General features: G+C 46.4%; 21 protein-coding genes. 17 read left to right on the top strand and 4 right to left on the bottom strand.

Translation table 11 applies throughout. The features are described from left to right. The first annotated feature begins 13 nt into the window (after window positions 1-13). The 4 genes from BLV62_RS08745 (at window position 14) to BLV62_RS08730 (ending at window position 7,858) form a co-directional block, all read left to right on the top strand. Window positions 14-2,317 carry a Gldg family protein gene (locus BLV62_RS08745; protein ID WP_089760719.1) on the top strand — a complete coding sequence of 768 codons (2,304 nt, stop codon included), beginning with the start codon at window positions 14-16 and terminating at the stop codon, window positions 2,315-2,317. A gap of 10 nt (window positions 2,318-2,327) precedes the next feature. Then, on the top strand, window positions 2,328-3,677 hold the full coding sequence (locus BLV62_RS08740) for a MutS-related protein (RefSeq protein ID WP_089760717.1): 1,350 nt from the start codon (window positions 2,328-2,330) through the stop codon (window positions 3,675-3,677). Next, on the top strand, window positions 3,674-4,987 hold the full coding sequence (locus BLV62_RS08735; protein ID WP_089760715.1) for a MutS-related protein: 1,314 nt from the start codon (window positions 3,674-3,676) through the stop codon (window positions 4,985-4,987). Before BLV62_RS08740 ends, BLV62_RS08735 begins: the two co-directional genes overlap by 4 nt. Window positions 4,988-5,053: 66 nt before the next feature. Then, the gene (locus BLV62_RS08730) at window positions 5,054-7,858 is read left to right on the top strand and encodes a M16 family metallopeptidase (protein WP_089760713.1); all 2,805 of its coding nucleotides are present in this window, start codon (window positions 5,054-5,056) and stop codon (window positions 7,856-7,858) included. Window positions 7,859-7,942: 84 nt separating this feature from the next. On the opposite strand, the gene BLV62_RS08725 is transcribed toward BLV62_RS08730, so the two are convergent. Then, a complete protein-coding gene (locus tag BLV62_RS08725; protein WP_089760711.1) occupies window positions 7,943-9,040 on the bottom strand; it encodes a transglutaminase domain-containing protein in 1,098 nt (365 codons plus the stop codon). Between the two features lie 68 nt (window positions 9,041-9,108). On the opposite strand from BLV62_RS08725, the gene BLV62_RS08720 reads away from it, so the two are divergent. The 10 genes from BLV62_RS08720 (at window position 9,109) to BLV62_RS08675 (ending at window position 15,123) form a co-directional block, all read left to right on the top strand. Then, on the top strand, window positions 9,109-9,684 hold the full coding sequence (locus BLV62_RS08720) for a Crp/Fnr family transcriptional regulator (RefSeq protein ID WP_089760709.1): 576 nt from the start codon (window positions 9,109-9,111) through the stop codon (window positions 9,682-9,684). 80 nt (window positions 9,685-9,764) lie between these two features. Next, the gene (locus BLV62_RS08715) at window positions 9,765-10,157 is read left to right on the top strand and encodes a DUF4267 domain-containing protein (RefSeq protein WP_089760707.1); all 393 of its coding nucleotides are present in this window, start codon (window positions 9,765-9,767) and stop codon (window positions 10,155-10,157) included. Next, a complete protein-coding gene (locus BLV62_RS08710; protein WP_089760705.1) occupies window positions 10,147-10,473 on the top strand; it encodes a hypothetical protein in 327 nt (108 codons plus the stop codon). The genes BLV62_RS08715 and BLV62_RS08710 overlap by 11 nt, the downstream gene beginning before the upstream one ends. A 53-nt stretch (window positions 10,474-10,526) precedes the next feature. Beyond that, entirely contained in the window at window positions 10,527-10,853 is a 327-nt protein-coding gene (locus tag BLV62_RS08705; protein WP_089760868.1) for a hypothetical protein, read from the top strand. Between the two features lie 70 nt (window positions 10,854-10,923). After that, window positions 10,924-11,838: a helix-turn-helix domain-containing protein gene (locus BLV62_RS08700; RefSeq protein ID WP_089760703.1), complete on the top strand. Its 915-nt coding sequence runs from the start codon at window positions 10,924-10,926 to the stop codon at window positions 11,836-11,838. A 91-nt stretch (window positions 11,839-11,929) separates the two neighbouring features. Beyond that, window positions 11,930-12,697 carry an SDR family NAD(P)-dependent oxidoreductase gene (locus BLV62_RS08695; RefSeq protein ID WP_089760701.1) on the top strand — a complete coding sequence of 256 codons (768 nt, stop codon included), beginning with the start codon at window positions 11,930-11,932 and terminating at the stop codon, window positions 12,695-12,697. 93 nt (window positions 12,698-12,790) lie between these two features. Continuing rightward, window positions 12,791-13,231 (top strand): YqgE/AlgH family protein, encoded by a 441-nt coding sequence (locus BLV62_RS08690; RefSeq protein ID WP_089760699.1) that lies wholly within the window; start codon window positions 12,791-12,793, stop codon window positions 13,229-13,231. A gap of 185 nt (window positions 13,232-13,416) precedes the next feature. Then, window positions 13,417-14,124 carry a DUF981 family protein gene (locus tag BLV62_RS08685; protein WP_211117692.1) on the top strand — a complete coding sequence of 236 codons (708 nt, stop codon included), beginning with the start codon at window positions 13,417-13,419 and terminating at the stop codon, window positions 14,122-14,124. A 100-nt stretch (window positions 14,125-14,224) separates the two neighbouring features. Then, window positions 14,225-14,884 (top strand): hypothetical protein, encoded by a 660-nt coding sequence (locus tag BLV62_RS08680; protein WP_089760697.1) that lies wholly within the window; start codon window positions 14,225-14,227, stop codon window positions 14,882-14,884. A 20-nt stretch (window positions 14,885-14,904) separates the two neighbouring features. Beyond that, entirely contained in the window at window positions 14,905-15,123 is a 219-nt protein-coding gene (locus BLV62_RS08675; RefSeq protein ID WP_089760695.1) for a hypothetical protein, read from the top strand. Between the two features lies 1 nt (window position 15,124). On the opposite strand, the gene BLV62_RS28530 is transcribed toward BLV62_RS08675, so the two are convergent. Continuing rightward, a complete protein-coding gene (locus tag BLV62_RS28530; RefSeq protein WP_211117693.1) occupies window positions 15,125-15,361 on the bottom strand; it encodes a DUF1569 domain-containing protein in 237 nt (78 codons plus the stop codon). A gap of 331 nt (window positions 15,362-15,692) precedes the next feature. Here BLV62_RS28530 and BLV62_RS08665 point away from each other — a divergent pair, with 331 nt between their 5' ends. Both BLV62_RS08665 and BLV62_RS08660 read left to right on the top strand, forming a co-directional pair. Continuing rightward, complete coding sequence (locus tag BLV62_RS08665; RefSeq protein ID WP_139170027.1) at window positions 15,693-16,919, top strand: thioredoxin family protein; 1,227 nt, start codon at window positions 15,693-15,695, stop codon at window positions 16,917-16,919. 90 nt (window positions 16,920-17,009) lie between these two features. Next, window positions 17,010-18,272 (top strand): cation:dicarboxylate symporter family transporter, encoded by a 1,263-nt coding sequence (locus BLV62_RS08660; protein WP_089760690.1) that lies wholly within the window; start codon window positions 17,010-17,012, stop codon window positions 18,270-18,272. Here BLV62_RS08660 and BLV62_RS08655 read toward each other — a convergent pair. Together BLV62_RS08655 and BLV62_RS08650 are read right to left on the bottom strand one after the other, a co-directional pair. After that, window positions 18,269-19,333: a M48 family metallopeptidase gene (locus tag BLV62_RS08655; RefSeq protein ID WP_089760688.1), complete on the bottom strand. Its 1,065-nt coding sequence runs from the start codon at window positions 19,331-19,333 to the stop codon at window positions 18,269-18,271. The two genes, BLV62_RS08660 and BLV62_RS08655, sit on opposite strands and share 4 nt — an antisense overlap. A gap of 7 nt (window positions 19,334-19,340) precedes the next feature. Continuing rightward, window positions 19,341-20,315 carry a YjgN family protein gene (locus tag BLV62_RS08650; protein ID WP_089760686.1) on the bottom strand — a complete coding sequence of 325 codons (975 nt, stop codon included), beginning with the start codon at window positions 20,313-20,315 and terminating at the stop codon, window positions 19,341-19,343. Between the two features lie 159 nt (window positions 20,316-20,474). On the opposite strand from BLV62_RS08650, the gene BLV62_RS08645 reads away from it, so the two are divergent. Continuing rightward, the gene (locus BLV62_RS08645) at window positions 20,475-21,380 is read left to right on the top strand and encodes an NAD(P)/FAD-dependent oxidoreductase (RefSeq protein WP_089760684.1); all 906 of its coding nucleotides are present in this window, start codon (window positions 20,475-20,477) and stop codon (window positions 21,378-21,380) included. The last annotated feature ends 36 nt before the right edge of the window (window positions 21,381-21,416 follow it).

Here is a 21,416-nt window from a genome sequence, read left to right as displayed (position 1 = left end):
AATAAGAAATTAAATGAGACGAATTTATAAAATAGCGAAGGCAGAATTATTTACCTTGTTCTATTCTCCCATCGCCTGGATGATCCTGGTAGTTTTTACTTTCCAGACAGGCATGGTGTTTACAGGGTTATTGCAACAGGTACTGCGGTCTCAGGAAACCGGATTCGGTAATGCCTTCATCACTGCCAATATTTATACAGGCCAGCTCGGCCTCTTAACCGCCGTACAGAATTACCTGTACCTCTATATGCCATTGCTTACCATGGGCCTCATGAGCCGTGAACTCAGCAGCGGTTCCATCAAATTATTATACTCTTCTCCCGTTACCTCTTCCCAGATCATACGGGGTAAGTTCCTTGCCATGATGATCTACAGCTTTCTCCTGCTGTCTGTGATCCTGGTATATGTCGTGATCAGCATGTTCTATGTAGAACATTTTGACCTGCCTTCCGTATTATCCGGTTTGCTGGGGATCTACCTGCTGATGTGCGCTTATGCAGCAATAGGGTTGTTCATGTCTTCCCTTACTTCATACCAGGTAGTAGCCGCTTTAGGTACCCTGGTATTGCTGGCTGCCCTCAGCTACATGAACAAGGTTTGGCAGGATATCAGCTTTGTACGCGACATCACTTACTGGTTGTCTATTTCCGGCCGCTGTAATGAAATGATCAACGGTCTGATCTGCAGTGAAGATGTGCTGTACTTCGTTATCGTGATCGTTATGTTCCTGACCCTGAGCATCCAGAAATTGCAGGCCAATCGTACGCACCAACCTTTTGCCCTGGTTTGGGGCAAATACAGCCTTGTGGTATTGGCAGCCATGGCGCTCGGGTACGCGACATCAAGGCCTGTGCTGATGGCCTATTACGATGCAACGGCCACCAAACGAAATACCCTTACGCCAAACAGCCAGGCGATCATGGCTAAGCTGACAGGCGGACTCACCATCACTACCTATGTTAACCTGCTCGACAGGGAATACTATAACGGTATGCCCAGCATGGTGAATGAAGATAAAGACCGCCTGAAACAATATATCCGTTTCAAGCCTGAAATGAAGCTGAAGTATGTTTACTATTACGACGAACCAAGCAACAACCCAAGGCTGAACTTCGTTTATAAAGGCAAATCACTGGCTGAAATGGCGAAGAGAGAAGCGGAGATCGGCGAATACGACCTCGATATGTTCCTTACGCCGGCAGAGATCAGGAAAAAGATCAACCTGAAAGATGAAGGAAATACCTTTGTTCGGCTGGTAGAAAGAGAAAATGGTCAGAAAGCCTGGTTAAGGATCTATGACGATATGTTCAAATTCCCTGGCGAAGCAGAAGTTTCAGCGATGTTTAAACGCATGGTGATGAAATTGCCAAGAATAGGGTTCCTGGATGGGCAAGGCGAAAGAAAGATCGAAGGCGACAGGGCTAAGGATTACACTTTATTCTCTTCCGTTAAGACCTTCCGCTATGCGCTTACCAACCAGGGTTGTGATGTTGAGTCGCTGGATCTCTCAGGCGATAAACAGATCCCTAAGGAAGTGGACATTATCGTGATCGCCGATATGAAGGAAGCTATGGATTCTACCGTGAAGAAAAAGCTGGACGCTTATATTGCCGCCGGCGGAAACCTTTTCCTTACGCTGAAACCGGGGTCTGAAGAGATGGAGAAATTTATCGCCCAGTTTGGTCTGAAAACCGTACCGGGTCAGCTGGTACAACCCAAACAGGACGTAGCCGGCAACGTGGTAATGTGTGTGCCTACCAACGCCGCCAAAGGATTGGCAGAGATATTTAAAATGATGGAACAGCGCCACCAGTACGTTGGAATGGTGAAAGCTGCGGGCCTGGAATTAGCGGAAGATAAAGGGTTTAAAGCTACCCCTATCATGCGTACCATCGATACTATGAAAACCTGGAACGAGGTGAAAACCATCGATTTCGTTAACGACTCCGCTACTTACGATCCTTCGGCAGGCGAAAGGCTGGATAGCTTTGTAACAGTAATGGCCCTTACCAGGAAAGTAGGCGCAAAAGAACAACGTATCATGGTACTGGGCGATGCCGACTGTATCAGCAACGAAGGTATGACCCCGCCTATCAGGCGCTATGGAACAGCCAACTTTTCGCTGATCCCCGGTACTTTCCACTGGCTGTCTTATGGTACCGTACCTGTTGATGTTAGCCGTCCGCCTTCTTTAGATAATGAAACCACTCTTACAAAAGCAAGCCTGAAAGTGGTCAAATATAGTTTACTTTATGTGCTGCCGGGATTGTTGCTGATAGGAAGCAGTATTTTACTGATCAGGAGAAAAAGAAAATAAATAAGCTGGTATGAGTCTAATGACCGATAAACAAACACTGACCGACCTGAATATATTCGGGAAAGGGAATGGAGATGGCATCTACGCGATCTATAACAGTACCTTTACCAGGGGCGGCGCCGAGTTGTTGGAAGAAATGTTTCGTAACCCATTGTCGGATGTTCAGGCAATCAATGCCCGCAGCCGCATTATCCGTTCGTTTGCAGAGAAAGAATTATCCTTTCCCTACGAGTTAGCGTGGTTCGACGGTGCAGAGCAATACCTGGAGAACACGGACGAACGAAGCCGCCTGAATGACCAGCAGGATACCCTTGGCCGGAAACTCAATCAACTTATTGCGGGCGACAATGCCTACAAAGCAATAGAGAAAGGAGTGGAAAGCCTTATCAATATATTACAGACCACCACGCGGTTTGCAGCCGATATGAGGCAACAGCTGGCAGGCATCCCTGATAACAGGGAGCTGACAGCTATAGACCAGTTGCTGAAAATGGAAGACCTGCAACCCATGTTAACGGAAGCTGTTAAACACAAATTGCCTTTTGCCAAGGTAGCGGAGTATGATAAAATACTCCGCTTCCGGCATCGCGACGTCATGAAACGGCTGCTGCAGGATCTTTACCTGGCGGATGTATACCTCTCTGTAGCTAAGGTAGCGGTCAAACGCGGGTTCACATTCCCCCTGGCGCTGGAAAAAGAACTGCAAACAGTGGTACTGGAAGATTTTTATCATCCTTCCCTCACTGCCCCGGTAGTGAACAGCCTGAATATATCTTTGTCCAACAACGTGATCTTCCTTACGGGAGCCAACATGGCAGGTAAATCCACTTTCATGAAAGCGCTGGGCATCGCAATGTTCCTGGGGCAAATGGGCTTCCCTGTTCCTGCATCCAGGATGGAATTCTCGGTACGGGATGGCATTTTTACTACCATCAACCTGCCTGATAACCTGAGCATGGGCGCCAGCCATTTCTATGCTGAAGTGCTCAGGATCAAGAACATTGCCAGGGAGTTGAGCAGGGATAAATACCTTTTTGTGATCTTCGATGAACTGTTCCGCGGTACCAACGTCAAAGATGCGTACGAGGCCACCATCGCGGTAACGAGCGCCATTGCACGGAGGAAGAACTGCATGTTCGTTGTTTCTACCCATATTATTGAAGCAGGAGATGTGCTGAAGGAGAAATGCTCCAATATCAACTTCGTATACCTGCCAACGTTAATGGAAGGCAACAAGCCCGTATATACGCATAAACTTACGCAGGGCATCACAGCCGACAGGCATGGTATGATAATTATTAAAAATGAAGGGATCCTGGACATCCTGGGCAGGAAAAAATCAATAAAGAAGACAACATGAGCTTTATTGCAGACAAACAAACACTGGACGACTTATCACTGTTAGGGAAATACAATCCTAATTCTGTTTTCAGTCTTTTTAATAAAGTGAAAACAAGAGGCGCCGAAAAACTGCTGGACGCTATGTTCCAGCAACCCCTGACAGATGCCGGCAAGATCAACAGCCGGAGCGCGATCTTCCGCTATTTCAGCGACAACCCCGTAGCTTTCCCGTTCGACGACGCCATGCTTGACCGGATGGAAGCCTACGTAGATGGAGCCGGGGAAAGCAGCCTGATGTTGTCTTTCTTCCAGGTGACCAGGAAGAAGCTGGCGGAAGTATTGTTAAGAGGAGAGGAATTCCAGCTGGAAATGACAGGGATCAACAGTACGCTGCAAGTGATAAAAACGGCCGAAGGACTTTTAAAACAACTGGAAAAAGAAGGGAGAGATAAAAATACTCCCTGGGAAAAATGGGCGGGTATAGTACGGCATATCGTTCAGGATCCAAGGTTGAAAGAGCGGTCGGCCAACCAACTCTCTTTCTTCCAGGTCGTAAAACTGCATGAACTGCTGACTGGCCAATTCCGCGGACAGTTGATCCAACTGCTGCATCTCACTTATGAGATAGACCTGTACATTGCTGTGGCCGGAGTAGCAAGAGAGAGGGGATTTTGTTATGCAACCGCCTTTCCTAAATCCGATAATTTATTATCGGCAAAAGGAGTGCGGCACCCGGGACTTGATAAGGCGGTGCCAAATTCTTTGTCCTTTAATGGAAAAAGCAATGTGCTGTTCCTGACAGGGGCAAACATGGCGGGAAAATCCACCCTTATGAAGTCGACCGGCATCCTGGTATACCTGGCGCATATGGGCTTCCCTGTTGCGGCAACGGAGCTTCAGTTCTCTGTTTTGGATGGTATTTATTCTTCTGTCAATGTACCGGATGATATCAATAAAGGATACAGTCATTTCTATGCAGAAGTGTTAAGAGTGAAGAAAGTAGCGGAAGAAGTAGCAGATGGAAAGTCGCTTTTCATTATTTTCGACGAGCTGTTTAAAGGAACCAACGTTAAAGATGCTTACGACGCAACGCTGGCAGTTACCGAAGCGTTCACCGACTTCACTGACTGCTTCTTCATTATTTCAACGCATATCTTTGAAGCAGGGCATGCACTGGATAAGATGGAAGACCAGATCCAGTTCCGGTTCCTGCCAACTGTTATGAAAGATAATGTACCGCAATACACCTACCAGCTCGAAAAAGGTATTACTACCGACAGGCAGGGTATGATCATTATCGAAAATGAAGGCATACTCGATATGCTGTAAGCTTTTATAAATTCCGCAACCAGCCATCAAGACCGGACATTTGTTACAACAAAAGAAAAAACAATTATGCACTACCGTCATTGGGCTGCAGCAGGACTCATGCTCCTGTCAGCAAGTCTGAAACCTGCCGTGGCCCAGCACCAAGGCCAGCTTATTCCACTGGATACTGCCGTAAGAACAGGCAAGTTAGCCAATGGATTCACGTATTATATCCGTAAAAACAACGAGCCCGCAAAGAGAGCGCTTTTCTACCTGGTCAATAAAGTAGGGTCTATCCTGGAAGACGACGATCAGCAGGGGTTAGCGCACTTTATGGAGCATATGAATTTTAACGGCACCACCCATTTCCCAAAAAATGAACTGATCGACTACCTCCAGAAAGTTGGTGTAAGGTTCGGGGCTGACCTGAACGCTTACACGTCGTACGACGAAACTGTATACCAGCTTCCTATTCCTACCGACAATCCCGCGTTGGTAATGAAGGGGCTGGATATTATGCGTGATTGGGCGCATGGTGCATTATTGGAAACAGATGATATTAACAAGGAGAGAGGGGTGATCCTGGAAGAAAAGAGATTGAGAGAAGGAGTGGGGAAGAGATTGCAGGATAAAACCATGCCGGTTATCCTGAACAATTCCAGGTATAATTACCGCTCGCCTATTGGCATAGATAGTATATTGGTCAACTTTCCTGCAGAGACGATCCGTCGTTTTTACCACGACTGGTATCGTCCTGACCTGCAGGCGCTGATCGTGGTAGGAGATATAAATGTTGACCAGGTTGAAAAACAGATCAAAAAGCAGTTTGCTGATCTGAAGAACCCGGAGAACGAAAGGCCAAGGCCTGATTATAAAATTGAGCTGACAGGCAGGAACCAGTTCCTGGCGATCACCGATCCGGAGGTTACTGTTACAGAACTGGAAATCGTGGTAAAGCACCCCGGCACAGAGATGAAAACTACTACCGATTACCTGGATGCGATCAAAAGAGGTCTTTTCAATCAAATGCTTTCCTACCGGTTGAGCGAATTGAGCCAGCAACCTAATCCTCCGTTCCTGGGAGTGAAAGCAGGTATCGGCGGTATGACAGGCGGTTTAATGCAGTTTGGCTTTTCCGTTTCAGCCAAGCCAGGCAAGTTGCAGGAGGCGTTTAACGGCACCTGGTCTTTGCTTGAACAGGTGAAGCGTTTTGGATTTACGCAGGCAGAACTGGACAGGGCAAAAACCGGTTATATGACAACCATGGAGAACGGGTTGCGCGAAAAGAGCAAGACGCCGTCCAACAGTTACGTAGCAGAATACCAGCAATTGTTCCTGCAGGGAGCCGCTTCGCCGGGGTTTGACTGGGAGTATAATTTCGTGAAGAAAGAGTTACCGGGTATCACCCTGGATGATATTAAAGCAGTTGGTACCCAATACATGACAGAAACCAACCGCGATATTTTCGTAGTAGCGCCTGAAAAAGAAAAAGCAAATATCCCGGATTCAGCTACGGTTGATGCCTGGTTGGCTAAGGTGAAATCTTCTTCGCTGGAACAGTATAAAGACACAGAAACGCATGATCCTTTGCTGAAGAAACTTCCGGAAGGCGGGAAGATCGTTTCCCGTACCAAAATACCGGCAGTGGGAGTTGAAAAACTTACCCTGGGCAATGGAGTGAAAGTATGGCTTAAACCAACTAATTATAAGAACGACCAGATACAGTTCGTGTCGTTTGCGCCTGGAGGAATCAATAAATATTCAAACGAAGACTATCCAACTGCTTCCAATACCATAGGTATTATCAGCGGAAGCGGCCTGGCTGGTTATTCGCCTATCCAGCTTTCTAAAATGCTGAATGGCAAATCTGCCGGCGTTGGAGTATATATCGGGGGCCGCGCCCAGGGGATCAATGGAGGTTCTTCCACTAAAGACCTGGAAACAGCGTTACAGCTTATTTACCTGCGCTATACCGCCCCGCGTAAAGACACCGTGTTGTTTGAGAATGCTGTGGCCCGTTCCAGGGAACAGATCAGGAATAAATACGACGACCCTGCAAATGTATTCAGGGACACAGTAGGCGCTGTTTTAAGCGGTTACCATTACCGCATGAGCCCTATCACCCAGGAAAGACTGGATAGCGTAAGCCTGGAAAAAGCATTCGAGATCTATAAAGATCGTTTTGCAGATGCGGCGGATGCCAACTTCGTTTTTGTAGGCAGTTTTAATACCGATAGCATAGCCCCGTTGCTGGCGCGTTACCTGGGTGCATTGCCTGCGCTGAACCGCCACGAAAAACCGGTTATCCTGCACACAACGGTACCGAAAGGAAAATTAATTAAGGTAGTAGAGAAGGGTAAAGACAATAAAGCAACCGTATTATTAGTTTATAATGGGGATTGCAAATTCAGCGAAGAAGAAAACCTCCAGTTACAGGCGTTAGCCGAGATCCTGCAATACAGGTTGCTGACAAGTTTAAGAGAGAAGGCAGGAGAAGTATACACCCCTTCCGTACAGGCCGGGATGACCAGGGAGCCGGATCAGCGGTTCTCCGTAAACGTGTCATTCGGCTGCGCACCGGAACACGTAGAGCACCTTGTAGGACTTGTAGAGCAGGACATTGCAGATCTGCAGAAGAGCGGAGCAACAAAAGATGAATTACAGAAATACAAGGCAGGCCTTCGCCAGCAGATCGAATTACAGGTAAAGAGCAATGAATTCTGGTTGCAGTACCTGGCTGGCAAAATAGAAAGGAAAGAAGAATTGAAACCTTTGCCGGATATAGAAAAGCGTTTAAGTAAGATCACAGGCAGTTCTATCAGCGCTGCCTCGAAGACTTACCTGAGCGGTGAGAATTGCATTCGTTTTGTGGCATTGCCGGAGAAAAAATAACAGGATCCGCCATTCTGGTTTTTTTGAAGCCGTCTTTTTCTACGTTGTAGAGAAAGGCGGCTTTTCCTGTTTGCAATACCCTGGTTAAGGAGTTATGATCACCTTGAACCTCATTGCCCGGAAATAATTGAAGAGAATATCCAGGTAGTTCAAATTAGCATCTGTTACTTCGTAATCAAATGAATACCGGTTGTTATCGCGGTTGAAAGATATATACTGCTGCCTGCGTAACGCCGGTTCATTTAAAACCCAGTCTTTCCCTTTTTTACCGTTCTTTACCAGGCTATAAACGGCAGGGTTGCGGGAAAGATTTGAGTTCACCTGCAACCGGGTGATCGGCTTTTCATATTCAATTTCAAAGTGGATAGTGTCACAGGGCTTTGCCCGTATCACTCCGGTAGCTGGGGAGATGATAACCAGGTTATGATCTGCAGATGGTTCTATATATGGGTTGTTTTTAAATTTTTCCCTGGTATACCCGGAGTTAAACAACCATTTCGGATCTTCCGGGTAATGGTCGCGGCTTAATTTATCAAAAGGCGTGAGCCAGTAATAGTTGTCAAATTTTTTTACGAAGGGACCTTTAAGTTTTCCGCTGCTTTCATCTTCCTGGCAGAAGCCTGCCGCCCAGGTAGCGTCTACCAGGTAGTAAGCGCTATCTAAATACACCGCGTTCCAGGCATGATCCACTTTCCCCATTTTCCCGATCTGATAGTGCTTATTTTTCGTATAGCCGCTGATGATCTCGCAGTGGATGCCCGCGAGGTTGCACATCCGCTTAAACAGTTTAGAATACCCATCGCAAATCGCTTTCCTTTTTCTCAGGATCTTGCTGATGTAGTTATTCTCCCAATCCTCCATCTTTAAAGTACAATCTTCGCCTTCCCTGCATTTTGGATATTTCAACTTTTTGACCTTGGCCTCATCATCCAGGTTGTAAAGCTTATAGTCATATTTAATATGTTCAGTGATCCAGATAAAGATGGCTCTCGCCTTGCTCAAATTATCGTGGTAAGGAGTAGTGAGAGACTGAGTTAGCCTGTAAACATCGCCCGGGTATTTCAACCGCCTGGCAAAACTGTCAATGGCCGGATAGTCATTGCGCTGTGGAAGGTCCTGGGAGTAAAGGGCTGGTGAAAGCAACTGGAGCACCAGCAAAAGCGGTACTAAGGGTTTAAACATACAGGTATGGGTCGTTTGCCCGGGAAAGGTAAGGCATTTTTGCTATTTTAGAACCTTGAACATTAGGTATGCATCATCATTTAATTAACCAGATATCTCATTTCATAAAACTTTCGGACGCAGAAAAAGAATGGATCTCCGACCGGTTTGCAACCCGCAGGTACGAAAAAGGAGACTACTTCCTGCGGGAAGGACAGGTATGCCGGGAAGCGGGGTTTATTGAGAAAGGATTGGTAAGGTACTTTGTTACAAAAGAAGATGGGGAAGACCTGACCGTCGATTTTAACAAGGAACAGGAATTCACCTGCAATTATGCCAGTTTTCTTGATCATTCGCCCTCCAATACCAGTATACAATGTATAGAGCCCACTACTATTCTTTGCATCTCGTACGATGATCTTCAACAGTTATACCTGCATGTAGAAGAGGGACAGAAATTCGGGCGCCTGATCTGCGAATACCTGTATGTGCTGGCGATTAAGAAGGTGGATACCATCTACAGGCAACAGCCGGAACAGCGATACCTGCAGTTCCTCGACCGCTATCCGGAGCTGGTATCAAGGCTTCCGCAATATTATATTTCCTCTTATGTAGGAGTTAAGCCTCCTTCCCTCAGCCGTATCAGGAAAAGACTGGCCACGTAATTTATTAACCTGGGTTAACGGATAGGCTCTGAGAGCGCAATAGCTTTGTGTTATCATCAAATGATCAAAAACACAAAGTCATGAAAACAACTGCGTATTGGATCGCTTTACTTACAGGTTTGTTACTGGTCTTTATCGGCCTTCGTTTTCTTATCCAACCCCAGCTGGCAGAATCAGCATTCGGTATCCAGACGGGTATCCGGGGCAATTATTCTTTCCATTACATAAAGGGAATTCGTGATCTGGCTACCGGCCTTGTTACCCTGCTGTTATTATTCGGCAAGGAATTCAGGGCGTTGGGATGGTTTATGTTGGGAATGGCGATAGTTCCCGCTACCGATCTCACGTTGGTTTTAAATGATCCCACTCATCTCAGCAGCCATATCTATCCTCACCTGGCAGCTATATTGATCTGCCTCTCCGTTGGCGCCTATTATCTGTTCACCGTTAAAAGACCTGTTTATGCTGTTTAGTATCGTATTATTGCTGCACTTCTTCGTATTTGCCTCATATATTGGCCATTTAGGCATACTATGGCCGACCCGCGGAGGCGGCCCCAGATCCCGTAAAGGAATGATAATGGGATTGATGATACTGGTTACCGGGATACTATTGGTGCTGATGAAGTACCCGCATGTGAACTATTATAAAGTAGTGCCCAAAACGGCGGCCTTTTTATTAGTGACGGTGATCAATATACGTTTTGGCAACAGGCCTTACACTCCCTTGGCCTATTATACACTCCTTGGATTAGCGCTATTGGCGGCTGGTATTGCGGTGTATCGATAGGTTTTGGTATATTTATATAACCGGCAGGTTATTTAATGAATAAATCCGAAACGATGACAGACTACAATTTAATCGGCAACCCGGTTGTACGCCAGGCAGTGGAAGCCTGGCAGGCCGCCGACCTTAAAAAATGGCTTTCCTTCTTTACGGAAAAGCCGCTTTTATTGGATGACGGCCAACCCAGGGATTTTAAACGTTTTTGTGAAACGGCCATAGGGCATGAACACTTTAAGAGTATAGACAAGGTGGAAGAAGAAGGAACAGCAGTGTACGGGCAATGGCATAGCGACAGCTGGGGAGATTTCAAAACCTATTTCAGGTTCCACCTGGACGAACAGGGAAAGGTTAGTAAACTGGAGATAGGGCAGGCTAAATATTAAATACAACGCTTCTCCGTCTGCCGCTAAATCAGCCCGTTAAGTCGTAAATTTGCCTTCTAAAGTGAAACCAATGGAAGTAAGATCAGTAGATGCGTTTTACGAGGAAAACAAGCTCCATTCACTGCTGCCCCCGAATATCTCCCGGGAGATCGGGCATTTCAACATCTTTAATGCTGCTGAAATTTATAAGAGGATAAAAGAGTCGGGCTGGTATATGCCCTATAACAGGAGAGCTTATTATAAGATCAGCCTGGTAAGAGGGCAGAACAGGGCCGAATATGCCGATAAAGTGATAGAAATAGAAAAACAGGCCCTGGTATTCGCTACGCCAAAGATCCCATATCACTGGGTGCCTGCCAATTATGACCAGGCAGGTTATTTCTGCATATTCTCCGCAGATTTTATGGCGAAATCAAAAAGCGGGGTATCGATAGACGAACTGCCGATATTTTCTCCCTCCGGCTTCCCGATATTCCAGCTTACAGACGAGGAAGCGGCAAATATAGAACAGATCTTCAGGAAGATGGAATCCGAGATCGCTTCCGACTACCTGTATAAATACGACCTGCTGCGGAACTATGTACTGGAACTGATACATACCGGCCAGAAATTATTACCCGGAACAATAAGCGCCAACAAAAGCAACGGCATAAACCGGGTAGCTTCCCTGTTCAACGAACTGCTGGAAAGACAATTCCCCATAGAATCGACTATGCAAAAAATTGAACTGCGTACGGCGAACGATTATGCCAAGCAACTCTCCGTACACGTCAACTACCTGAACCGGGCAGTTAAAACAGCTACCGGTAAAACAACCAGCACTATTATCGCCGGCCGGATCTCGCAGGAAGCCAAGGTTTTGCTGAAACAAACCAATTGGAATATCTCCGAGATCGCCTATTGCCTGGGCTTTGATGAAGTTTCCCATTTCTCTAATTTCTTCAGGAAGCAGAACGGGATCTCGCCTTTACAATTCCGTAACTAACCAGGTTTGATTTTCGTAAATATCGGTTTGGGATTTACAACGCCCGCTGCGGGCGAATGACGGAACTTTGCTGCATCAAATTTTTTATCTTATGGTACAGCGTAATAAAATAGCCCTGGTAACAGGTGGAAGCAGAGGATTGGGCAAAGATATGGCCCTTAAACTGGCAACAAACGGTCATGATGTCGTACTTACCTATCAAAGTAAAAAAGATGAAGCGCTTGAAGTGGTCAGAACGCTTGAAGACACAGGCGTTAAAGCAGCAGCACTGCAATTGAATGTTGGCGATACCGGTTCTTTCAGCGGTTTTGTGGCAGCATTCACCGATTTGCTTCAAAGCAAATTCGAATCGAAAGGATTTGATCACCTGGTAAACAACGCCGGCGCAAATTTCCAGATCCCTTCCTTCGCAGCTACCACCGAAGAGCAATTCGATGCTTTGATGAATATGCACTTTAAAGGAGTATTCTTCCTCACACAACAGCTAATCCCGTTCTTAAACGATAACGGCGGTATTGTTAATCTTTCATCCGGCTTAACGCGCATTACTTACCCCGGTTCAGGCGCTTATGCTTCTATGAAAGGCGCGATCGAGGTATTGACAAAATACCTGGCAAAAGAACTAGGCCCCCGCGGTATCAACGTTAACGTGGTAGCGCCGGGAGCAATACCTACCGACTTCAGCGGCGGACGGCTGAAAAGCAGTCCTGAAATGCAGCAGCACATCATCGCCCAGACAGCGATCCCACGCCTGGGCAGGCCGGAAGATATCGGCGGTATTGTAGCTTTCCTCTGCTCTCCGGCCGGCGCCTGGGTCACAGCCCAACGCATAGAAGCCTCCGGCGGACTTCACCTGTAAACAGGAAATAACGGGGCCGGCTAAACAGGCAGATAATGGCAATCTCGTTGTCATCTTACCTGTTAGTCAGCCCTATTTCTTAGTTTTGCCGCCATGAATGCAGGCTTATTTATAAAAAGTACGTCCTTGCTGGAGGATACCTACTTCGCGAACACCGTTATCTTCATTACAGAATACAATGAGAAAGGAGCCATGGGTTTCGTGGTGAACAGGCCGTTTCCCCGAAAGATCAACGAGCTGGTAGAGTTTCGCGAAAGTATTCCCTTTCCACTCCTGGAAGGAGGGCCGGTAGACCACGATCATCTTTATTTCATTCATCGCCGGGGCGATGTCATTGCCGGGGGTGAGCCGGTAACAGGCGATATCTTCGTGGGAGGAGATTTTAAAACCGCCATGCATTCCCTGAATACCGGTACCATGACCGATAAAGACATTAAAATATTTATTGGTTACTGCGGCTGGGATTACCAGGAGCTGGACGCCGAAATTGCGGAAGGCAGCTGGACGGTATTGGATTCCTACGTATTGTTTTAAAATGGTTAGCCCCCGGAATATGTAGAAAAAACAATTTCACAAATTCCGTATGCCTTTACCCGTTAGGCAGTGTCTTCTCTGCCAATCCACTCAAGTTTAACCCAAAGAAGAATATTTTAACCGGAAGTGATAAACCATCAGGCAGCTTAGTTTGTAAGATATATCAACACCTGAAACTATTTTTTATGCCAGATAAACTGATCATAGACTGGACGCAAATGCCTACCTACAATACTATCATGTCGGTTGCCGCAGGCGCCGCCTTGTTGTCGATCGCCCAGATCGGGCGTAGTTTATACGAAGGCCAGGGATTCCGGCCTTTGGGCGCCAGTATTAATCTCGCCATTCTTGCGCTTATCCTGTTCCCTACAGGACTGCACATGACGCTAACCTGGCCTATGGCCAAATATTTCCCGTTTGATAATATCATATTCGGAGAGCCAAGCCTGGCACTTGGAGTAATATTACTCGGGCTGTCTTACTATTTCTATCAATACCGGAAACATGGAGGATATACACTGCAGGAAGTGGCGGGCGACCTTTACCAGACCCGCTACCTGTTTTACGGCGTAGGTATGGCCCTTATCGGGATCGGGGTTGCGGGGGTTACCTTCCAATTATTTGCCGCACCTAAGGAAGAACCGATATCCGGCCGGTTTGCAGCTTACCCTATGCTGGAAGCCTCGTTTATTTCTATTATCTATGCGCTGGTAGGGCTGTCGGCGGTTCTGGTTCCATTTAGTTTAAAACAATGGATGGCGGACGAAGACAGGCTTAGCGGGTTGCACAAACTGGTTTATACACTTCTGATGCTCACAGGATATGTTTGGCTGTTGTTTGGCGCTTTGAATTTCTTTACGCATATTGGACTTATTGTACATACAATGGGCTAGCAGGAAATGAGGGAGAAGCTGCCTGTAACAAATCCCTTGCCTGATCGTTTAATAACCGTACTGTCGAAAATTATCAATCAAAACATCTTCTTCCCGCATCATGAAAAGATTACTTCTTATTACCGCTGCAGCATTACTTCTTGCCTCCTGTACAAAAAAAGACAATGACCATAAACGTGAAACCATCACCAAAGGTGAACGTTGGGGCATTAAAATAGGAAGTACCGGCGCCGAAGTATATGCCCAGGTGCAGGCGCTTAGCCAGGTAAAGGACCTTAGCGGACTTGAAGTAGTAGGACAATATAAATTCAGTTCGCTGGATGAGATTGGGGAAAGAATGACCCTTTATAGCGGTATCAGCCTCGAAATGAATAATGTTGTCTATCCGCAACGCATTGCAATAGGATTCGGGAAAGAGAAAGTATCGTACATCGACTCAGGCAGCGCAATGTTGAAACCCGTTCCGCAATGGCCAGCCGCTTTGTCTTCAGCCGTCGCGCTGCACAACGAACTGCCATTGAACCAACTCTATGCACGGCTTAAAGCTATCAAAACCTCGAAGATCCTCGATAATTACTCTATTGGATTGGGAGCAAAGGATCTTTCCAAGGGATATGATCCTAAAATGGAAACCTACGAAAGATGGTATTTCGTCTTTTTTGACAATAGCAGGGAAAGGTATTCTATCTCCCTTTATTTCAAAAATGGGAAGCTGGATAAAATATACCAGGAATATGATAAATTTGAAATTATGGATTAACATTCCATAATTCAATCACTATGCTTCATAAAATTGCTGTTGCATTTGCCTGTACCCTATTTGCCACCAATACAATGGGCCAAACAGCGGCGCGTATTGTACTGGACCAGCAGGACGCAGCGCACCGCTTTTACATCGCTTATCCGCCCGCTACGGGCAAACCTAAGCTGCCATTGCTGGACACTGTGTGGCGGGAAATGAAGGGCTTCCGGACGGGGTTCACCGTAATAAAAGATTAAGTTAGCAGCCAAATTGACGCAGGTGATGATCTGCATGCTTGAATGCCATGCGCCCAATCTGCTCCCTGGTCATTTTTCCAAAGAAAGGATGGATGAACTGGTATTCAGGAAATTGCTCATACTCCCTTAACAAAGAGATCCAGGTTGCTTTCTGGTTTGCGACATTGCCGTTGGTTTCTTTTATGGCAAGTCCCGGCGCGGTAGGGGTATTACGCCGCAGGGGACTGTCGTCTTTCAATACCGATTTCAGGGCGGAACGGCCAAATATTTTCCGATGAACGACTGTTTATACTGCTGTCTGCCCAATACCATCTCTTCCCATAAACTACAGTGTTTCAACATCTGGTAAACATTCATTTTGCCCCACTGCGCAACGCAGTTTTCATTTAATGAATGTATCCTCTGGATAATTTTGTCACGAGTAGCTTTATCAAGCATCGTTTTCATTGTGTGGGTACTTTATTGCAAAAGTAGCGGATACCGCGCCTTCTCCTGAGGGAGGAAAAGACAAATTAAGGGGGCATTTATGCCTTTTTTTCTTATTTTTTCAAACAATCAACGACTGGATTATGCATTTGCGATTATTTTCTGTGCTCCTGCTAAACCTGATAACTGTAGTAACAGCGGCGCAGCAAACGACAGGCATCCGGTTCATGCAGGGAAACTGGCAGGAACTGGTGGCGCTGGCTGAAAAGGAACAACGCCCCATTTTTGTGGATGTCTATACCGACTGGTGCGGACCTTGCAAACTGATGGATGCAACTGTTTTTAAAGAGAAGGCGGTGGGAGATAAATATAACAAGGCATTTGTTTGTTATAAACTGAATGCGGAAAAAGGAGAGGGGCGTGAGTTGGCCAAGCAATTCAATGTCAAAGCTTATCCTACTTTCCTGTTCCTAAACAGCAGCGGGTTTTTACTGCATAAAGTAGTTGGAGAAAAAGCGAGTGCTCCTTTCCTGGCAATAGCGGATGAAGCGCTTGGCAAAGTAGCGGATAAAGACCAGCTGGGCAACCTGGAAGCTACCTTTAAAAACGGGAACAGGCAACTTTCGTTTCTGCGGAAGTTTATTGCGGCAAAGGCGGCATTGGATATGGACAATTCAGATGCCTTTACCGAGTTGGTAAAAGCCTGGCCTGCCGACAGCTTGAGAACAGACGAGGCATTGCTGTTTATCGGGCGGTATTTAAATGGTCTGCAAACTCCCGCACTGCAAATACTAATGAGGAACTACAACTCCTTAAACCAGGATATCCGGGCGCAGATCAAACCCCGTTTATATAACCAGCTGGTCGACAGAGGGCTGGACTTTGCCGTTTCGGCTAAACGGCTGCCGGAATATGAGCAGCTCCGGGAATATGTCCGGCAGCTGGAGCCCTTGAATGATGCGCAGCATGCACATCTGAACATGCTAACGATAGCTTATGCCACAATCACTAAAAATGATTCGTTGCTGAAACCAGCCGTTTATAAACGGGTAGGAACCACCATGGAGATCCCGGTGGCTGATATCAAAAAAGAGGACAAAAGAAGATACGATGAAATAATGGCCCCCTTTCTCAGGGGAGAAAAAGATAGTACCAAAACCCCGGGTTTTGAAGAAGAGAGGGAATATATAGTGAATATTTATTCCCGGGACCTGGCAGGCCGGCTATACGAAGCTGCAAGCTCCTTTGCACAGGTTTTGCCGGCTGCCGATCCTGCACGAAAAGAGGCGTTGCAATGGGCAGAAAGAGCGCGGTTGTTAATGCCGGGTATAAATGGGATACAGGCGTTGATCGAGCAGCTTAAAAAGTAACTGTTTTTCTGTCAGGGATATTTGACAAAGAGAAACATGATAATCCCGGGGAATTTTTGTTACTTACCGAAGTATTTCCAGCTATTTTCTATGCTCGACGATTTATCAACCATTGCCGCAAAAAAAGACCGTCCGGGGCCCGCCCACCGGCTGGTTACCAATCTCTCTTTCTGGGTGCTGATAGCGATCCTTGCTGCCGTTTGTGTCGGCGTCCGTGCGCCGGCGCTTGCCGTAAAGATGGAAATAATAGGCACAACCTTTATTGATATCATCAAACTGTTTATTGCGCCTATTATTTTCCTGACCATCGTATTAGGAATATGCGGGATGGATAGCCTGAGAAAAGTAGGAAGGATTGGAGTGAAATCCCTGATCTATTTTGAAATAGTATCTACGATTTCCCTGGCCCTGGGCATAGTGATGGCAGTATTGCTGCAGCCGGGAAAGATAGATAAACTGAACCTCTCCCTGCAAAGCGCTTCAAAATATACCCGGAATGCTGAAAGCAGTTTTGACTGGGGCGCCTTCTTTGCCCATAATCTCACCCTGCAGGTATTGGCGGCTGCTATAGTGATTGGTGTAGTGGTCAGTTTTTCGGAATACCGGCAGGCAGTAGTAACAAAATTAAGCTGGGTATCTAAATGGGTGTTTAGAGCCCTGAAATACGTAATGTACCTGGCGCCGCTCGGCGCCTTCGGCGGAATGGCCTATACAGTTGGAAAATTTGGTTTGAACACGCTGGTGCCGCTGGCAAAAATGATGGGAACCATGTATCTGACCATGTTCCTATTCGTGGCGCTGTTACTGGGCGGCATTCTCAGGTATTATGGAATGAGCATCTGGAAATTCCTGCATTATATCCGGGAAGAGTTGTTGCTGGTGTTGGGAACATCCTCATCAGAATCGGCTCTGCCCAGCATTATGCTGAAGCTGGAAAAATTGGGCTGCAGCAAGTCGGTAGTTGGACTGGTAGTACCAACAGGTTATTCTTTCAATCTTGATGGGACTTCTATTTACCTGTCGATGGCCGTGATCTTTATTGCACAATTATATAATGTAAAACTGGAAATAGCAGAAATGCTTACAGTGATCGGTATTTTGATGCTTACTTCCAAAGGTGCAGCCGGTGTTACGGGCAGCGGTTTCATTGTACTGGCGTCTACCCTGGCAGCCTTGCATAAAATACCCGTTGAGGGACTGGCATTCCTGATAGGGGTAGATAAATTCATGAGCGAGGCCAGGGCAATTACAAATATCATTGGTAATGGGGTGGCTACCATCGTAATAGCAAAGAATGAAAATGAATTCCATCCATCCGAACATTCAATCATGCTCGACAGCAAAACGGCTTAGTGGTATAATTTCTTCAGTGCCCTGAAAGGTCCGTTCAATGCCGGCATATCGGTATAACTGGAAGGATGTTCTTTTATCTGTTGTTCCAGGTAGTTGATCCGGTTACCGGTAAGCGGGTGAGTGCTGAGGAAGGTAGGAACTGCAATTTTTTTATCGATGCCGGAAAGTATCTTCATCAGGTCCAGCATTCCTTTCTGATCAATGTGGTTTGTCCTGAGCAACTCTAATCCTTCTATATCGGCTTCTTTTTCATATTCCCTGCTATAACGCAGGTTATAAATGGTTGTGGCGTTGGAGTATAACGAGGCGGATACAGCGCCGATGTTTCCCAGTATGGTATTAACCAGGATGGAAGTGCTGAGGTCCTTACAAAGTTTGCGGATAGAGTGCCGGTGATTAACATGCGATACTTCATGTGCCAGTAATGCAGCCAGTTCTTCTTTGGTCTGTATCTTTTTCAGGAGCTCGGAGTATACAACAATGTAACCGCCTGGCAGCGCATAGGCGTTCACCACCTCACTTTTGACAACAGAGAACCTTAGTGTGTCGTCAGATTTCCAGTTGATGCCTGACGCGAATTCAGTAAGTAACTTGCTGCCCGCCGTGTCAATGGTTTCGTCGAGGGCTGCCCTGGCTGCCTGGCCTACTTCGCGGTCTACAGATTTAGGCAACTGACCGGCGATCTTTTCGGCTCCCCAGGGGATAACAAAAAAATAGCAAATGACGAGGATAGCGAATAGTATGCCTGCAGTGAGAAAGGCTGCTTTGGTGCCTCCCCGGAGCACCATCGAATAAATCGAGGTACCCCGGGTATGGCTATAAAGTTTTTTGAATGTTTGTATAAATTCTGGATCCCGGATCTCCAGGCCGCCATCAGTTGAATGTATGAGCTTTACAAAATTTTTATTGATCTCCAGGAACTGTATTTCATCGAAGTTCCAGGAATGTCTTGTTGCTTTTATATTTTCAACTGGCTTAAACTCCAGGTAGGTATCAAACAAAGTGATGTTTACCTGCGTCAGGGCTGATGTCTGGTCATTATAATACTTTCCGGGATACATAAGTGTATTAAACGATGTCTAAATCCAGGAAACCTGCAATGTCATCACCCATGGCGTCCTTATATTCTTCTTCTGTTTGTTTCAGTTCTCCCAGGTCAATGTCTCCGTCTATTTCAACATGCTCGGCAACGAATTTCAGTACGTTTACCTGAACCCAGGCATAACCAATACCAAGTGTAAATATGAGGATGATCATGTTTAAGATGATCAGACCGGCAAATTGACCGCCAGTCGCGGTTGAACGAAGTTTATACATTTTGCCTTCGTGGTGTAATTCTGTATTATCAACAAAGTACCGGAAGATATTGGCTTGCCACCAGAAACCATAGATACCCAGCGTAACTAAGGTGAGCAGATAGCCTTTAAGGTTCATTACGAAATAATCCCATCCATTTCCCTTGTATTTAAACTCGCCGCTTCCGAAACGGATATTCCCGATAATATAATTGCGCAGGTTCATGAGCATCCAGGCGCCATAGAATCCCAATGTCACCAGTGTGAGGAAGAATTCCTTAAAGAACAGGCTAACGAATTCGTTCCTGTTGCCGCGGTAACCGAAGCGGATACCCCTCCAGGAAGTACGTGACCAGCGGTAACGGTTAGATCCGTGAATAGCAAAAGGGACGATGGCTATTATTCCGATGAAATAAACAATGGCCGCTACTACCGGGCCAGCAGTACGTGATAATACTGTCAGAAGAATGAACAATGCAGCAAATAAGGCAACCGCTTTGATAAAACCTTTGAAGATCTCTTTACCGGTACCGCTCCAGGTGAAAGGAGAACCGTCCAGTTCTGTGTTGGAATAGAGGTAGCTCAGTTTTTTTGCTTTGGCCCAGGGATAGTAGAATCCCAGGGTTACTATGCAAAGTAACATGTTGACAATTAGGATTCCGAAGTAGGAACCACCATTACCATTGAATTTCAGGTTTGGTTGGTTGAAAACATTTTTAGGCGGCGGGGGGGTATAAATCTGTTCCATGTATAGGTTAAAATTATTTAATAGGGACAATGTTATTAAATTTTTTTTGATTGTGGTACTCGCTCGTAATTATTCTTTTATTAAAACAATAATATTATTTGCAACTATGTTGCATATTTTTGTATTTTTGGAGCTTTAAAGGCATTTAAACAGAAAAAAATGAGTTTGAAGAAGCAATACGACGTTATCATCATCGGCGGAAGTTTTGCCGGGTTATCGGCCGCCATGGCCCTGGGCAGGTCAAGACGCCACGTCCTGATCATCGATAATAACCAGCCATGCAACAGGCAAACCCCACACTCGCATAACCTGATCACCCACGATGGCGAAACCCCGGCCAGTATAAAGGCAAAGGCGCTGGAACAGGTATTGGCGTATAACACGGTAGCCCTCCTTGAAAATACGGCTGTAAAGACGGAGAAAACTCCTGCCGGTTTCGTGATCGGCACAGCCGACAACCAGGAATTTGCATCGGCCAAATTGATATTTGCTTCCGGGGTGAAAGACGAACTGCCGCCTATTCCCGGTCTGCAGGAATGCTGGGGTATAACCCTCATCCATTGCCCGTATTGCCACGGCTATGAAGTAAGCGATAAAAGACTGGGGGCGATTGCCAATGGCGATATCGCCTATCACCTGGCCGGGCTGCTGCCTAACTGGAGTACAAACCTCACCATATTCACCAATGGCGCCGTTACTTTATCAGAAGAACAACTGGCGAAGTTGAAGGAGCACAATATCCCTATTATTGAAACTCCTGTCAGGTCATTGATCCATCAGCAAGGTGTGTTAAGCGCCATTGAACTATCAGACGGAAAAAGAGTAGACCTGGATGCGGTATTTATCCGTCCATCCAGTACGCAACACAGCCCGCTGCCGGCAGCGCTGGGGTGTGAAATAAAGGACGGTCTTATCGTTGTTGATGAACTGCAACGTACTACCGTGCCCGGTATATATGCCGCCGGCGATAACAGCACCCGGTTCAGGGCGCTTTCGATGGCTATCGCCGCCGGAACCAAAGCCGGCGCCGGCGTGAACTGGGAGATACTGGAAGAAAGATTTTAGTGTTAGTTGGAGTTTCAGATGGCGGGCGGTGCTTTT

Origin of the sequence: Chitinophaga terrae (ex Kim and Jung 2007), from assembly GCF_900107795.1 — a bacterium.
Taxonomy (GTDB): Bacteria; Bacteroidota; Bacteroidia; order Chitinophagales; family Chitinophagaceae; genus Chitinophaga; species Chitinophaga terrae.
The sequence above is the reverse complement of the archived record's forward strand: the minus strand, read 5'-3'. Positions and strand labels throughout refer to the sequence as shown.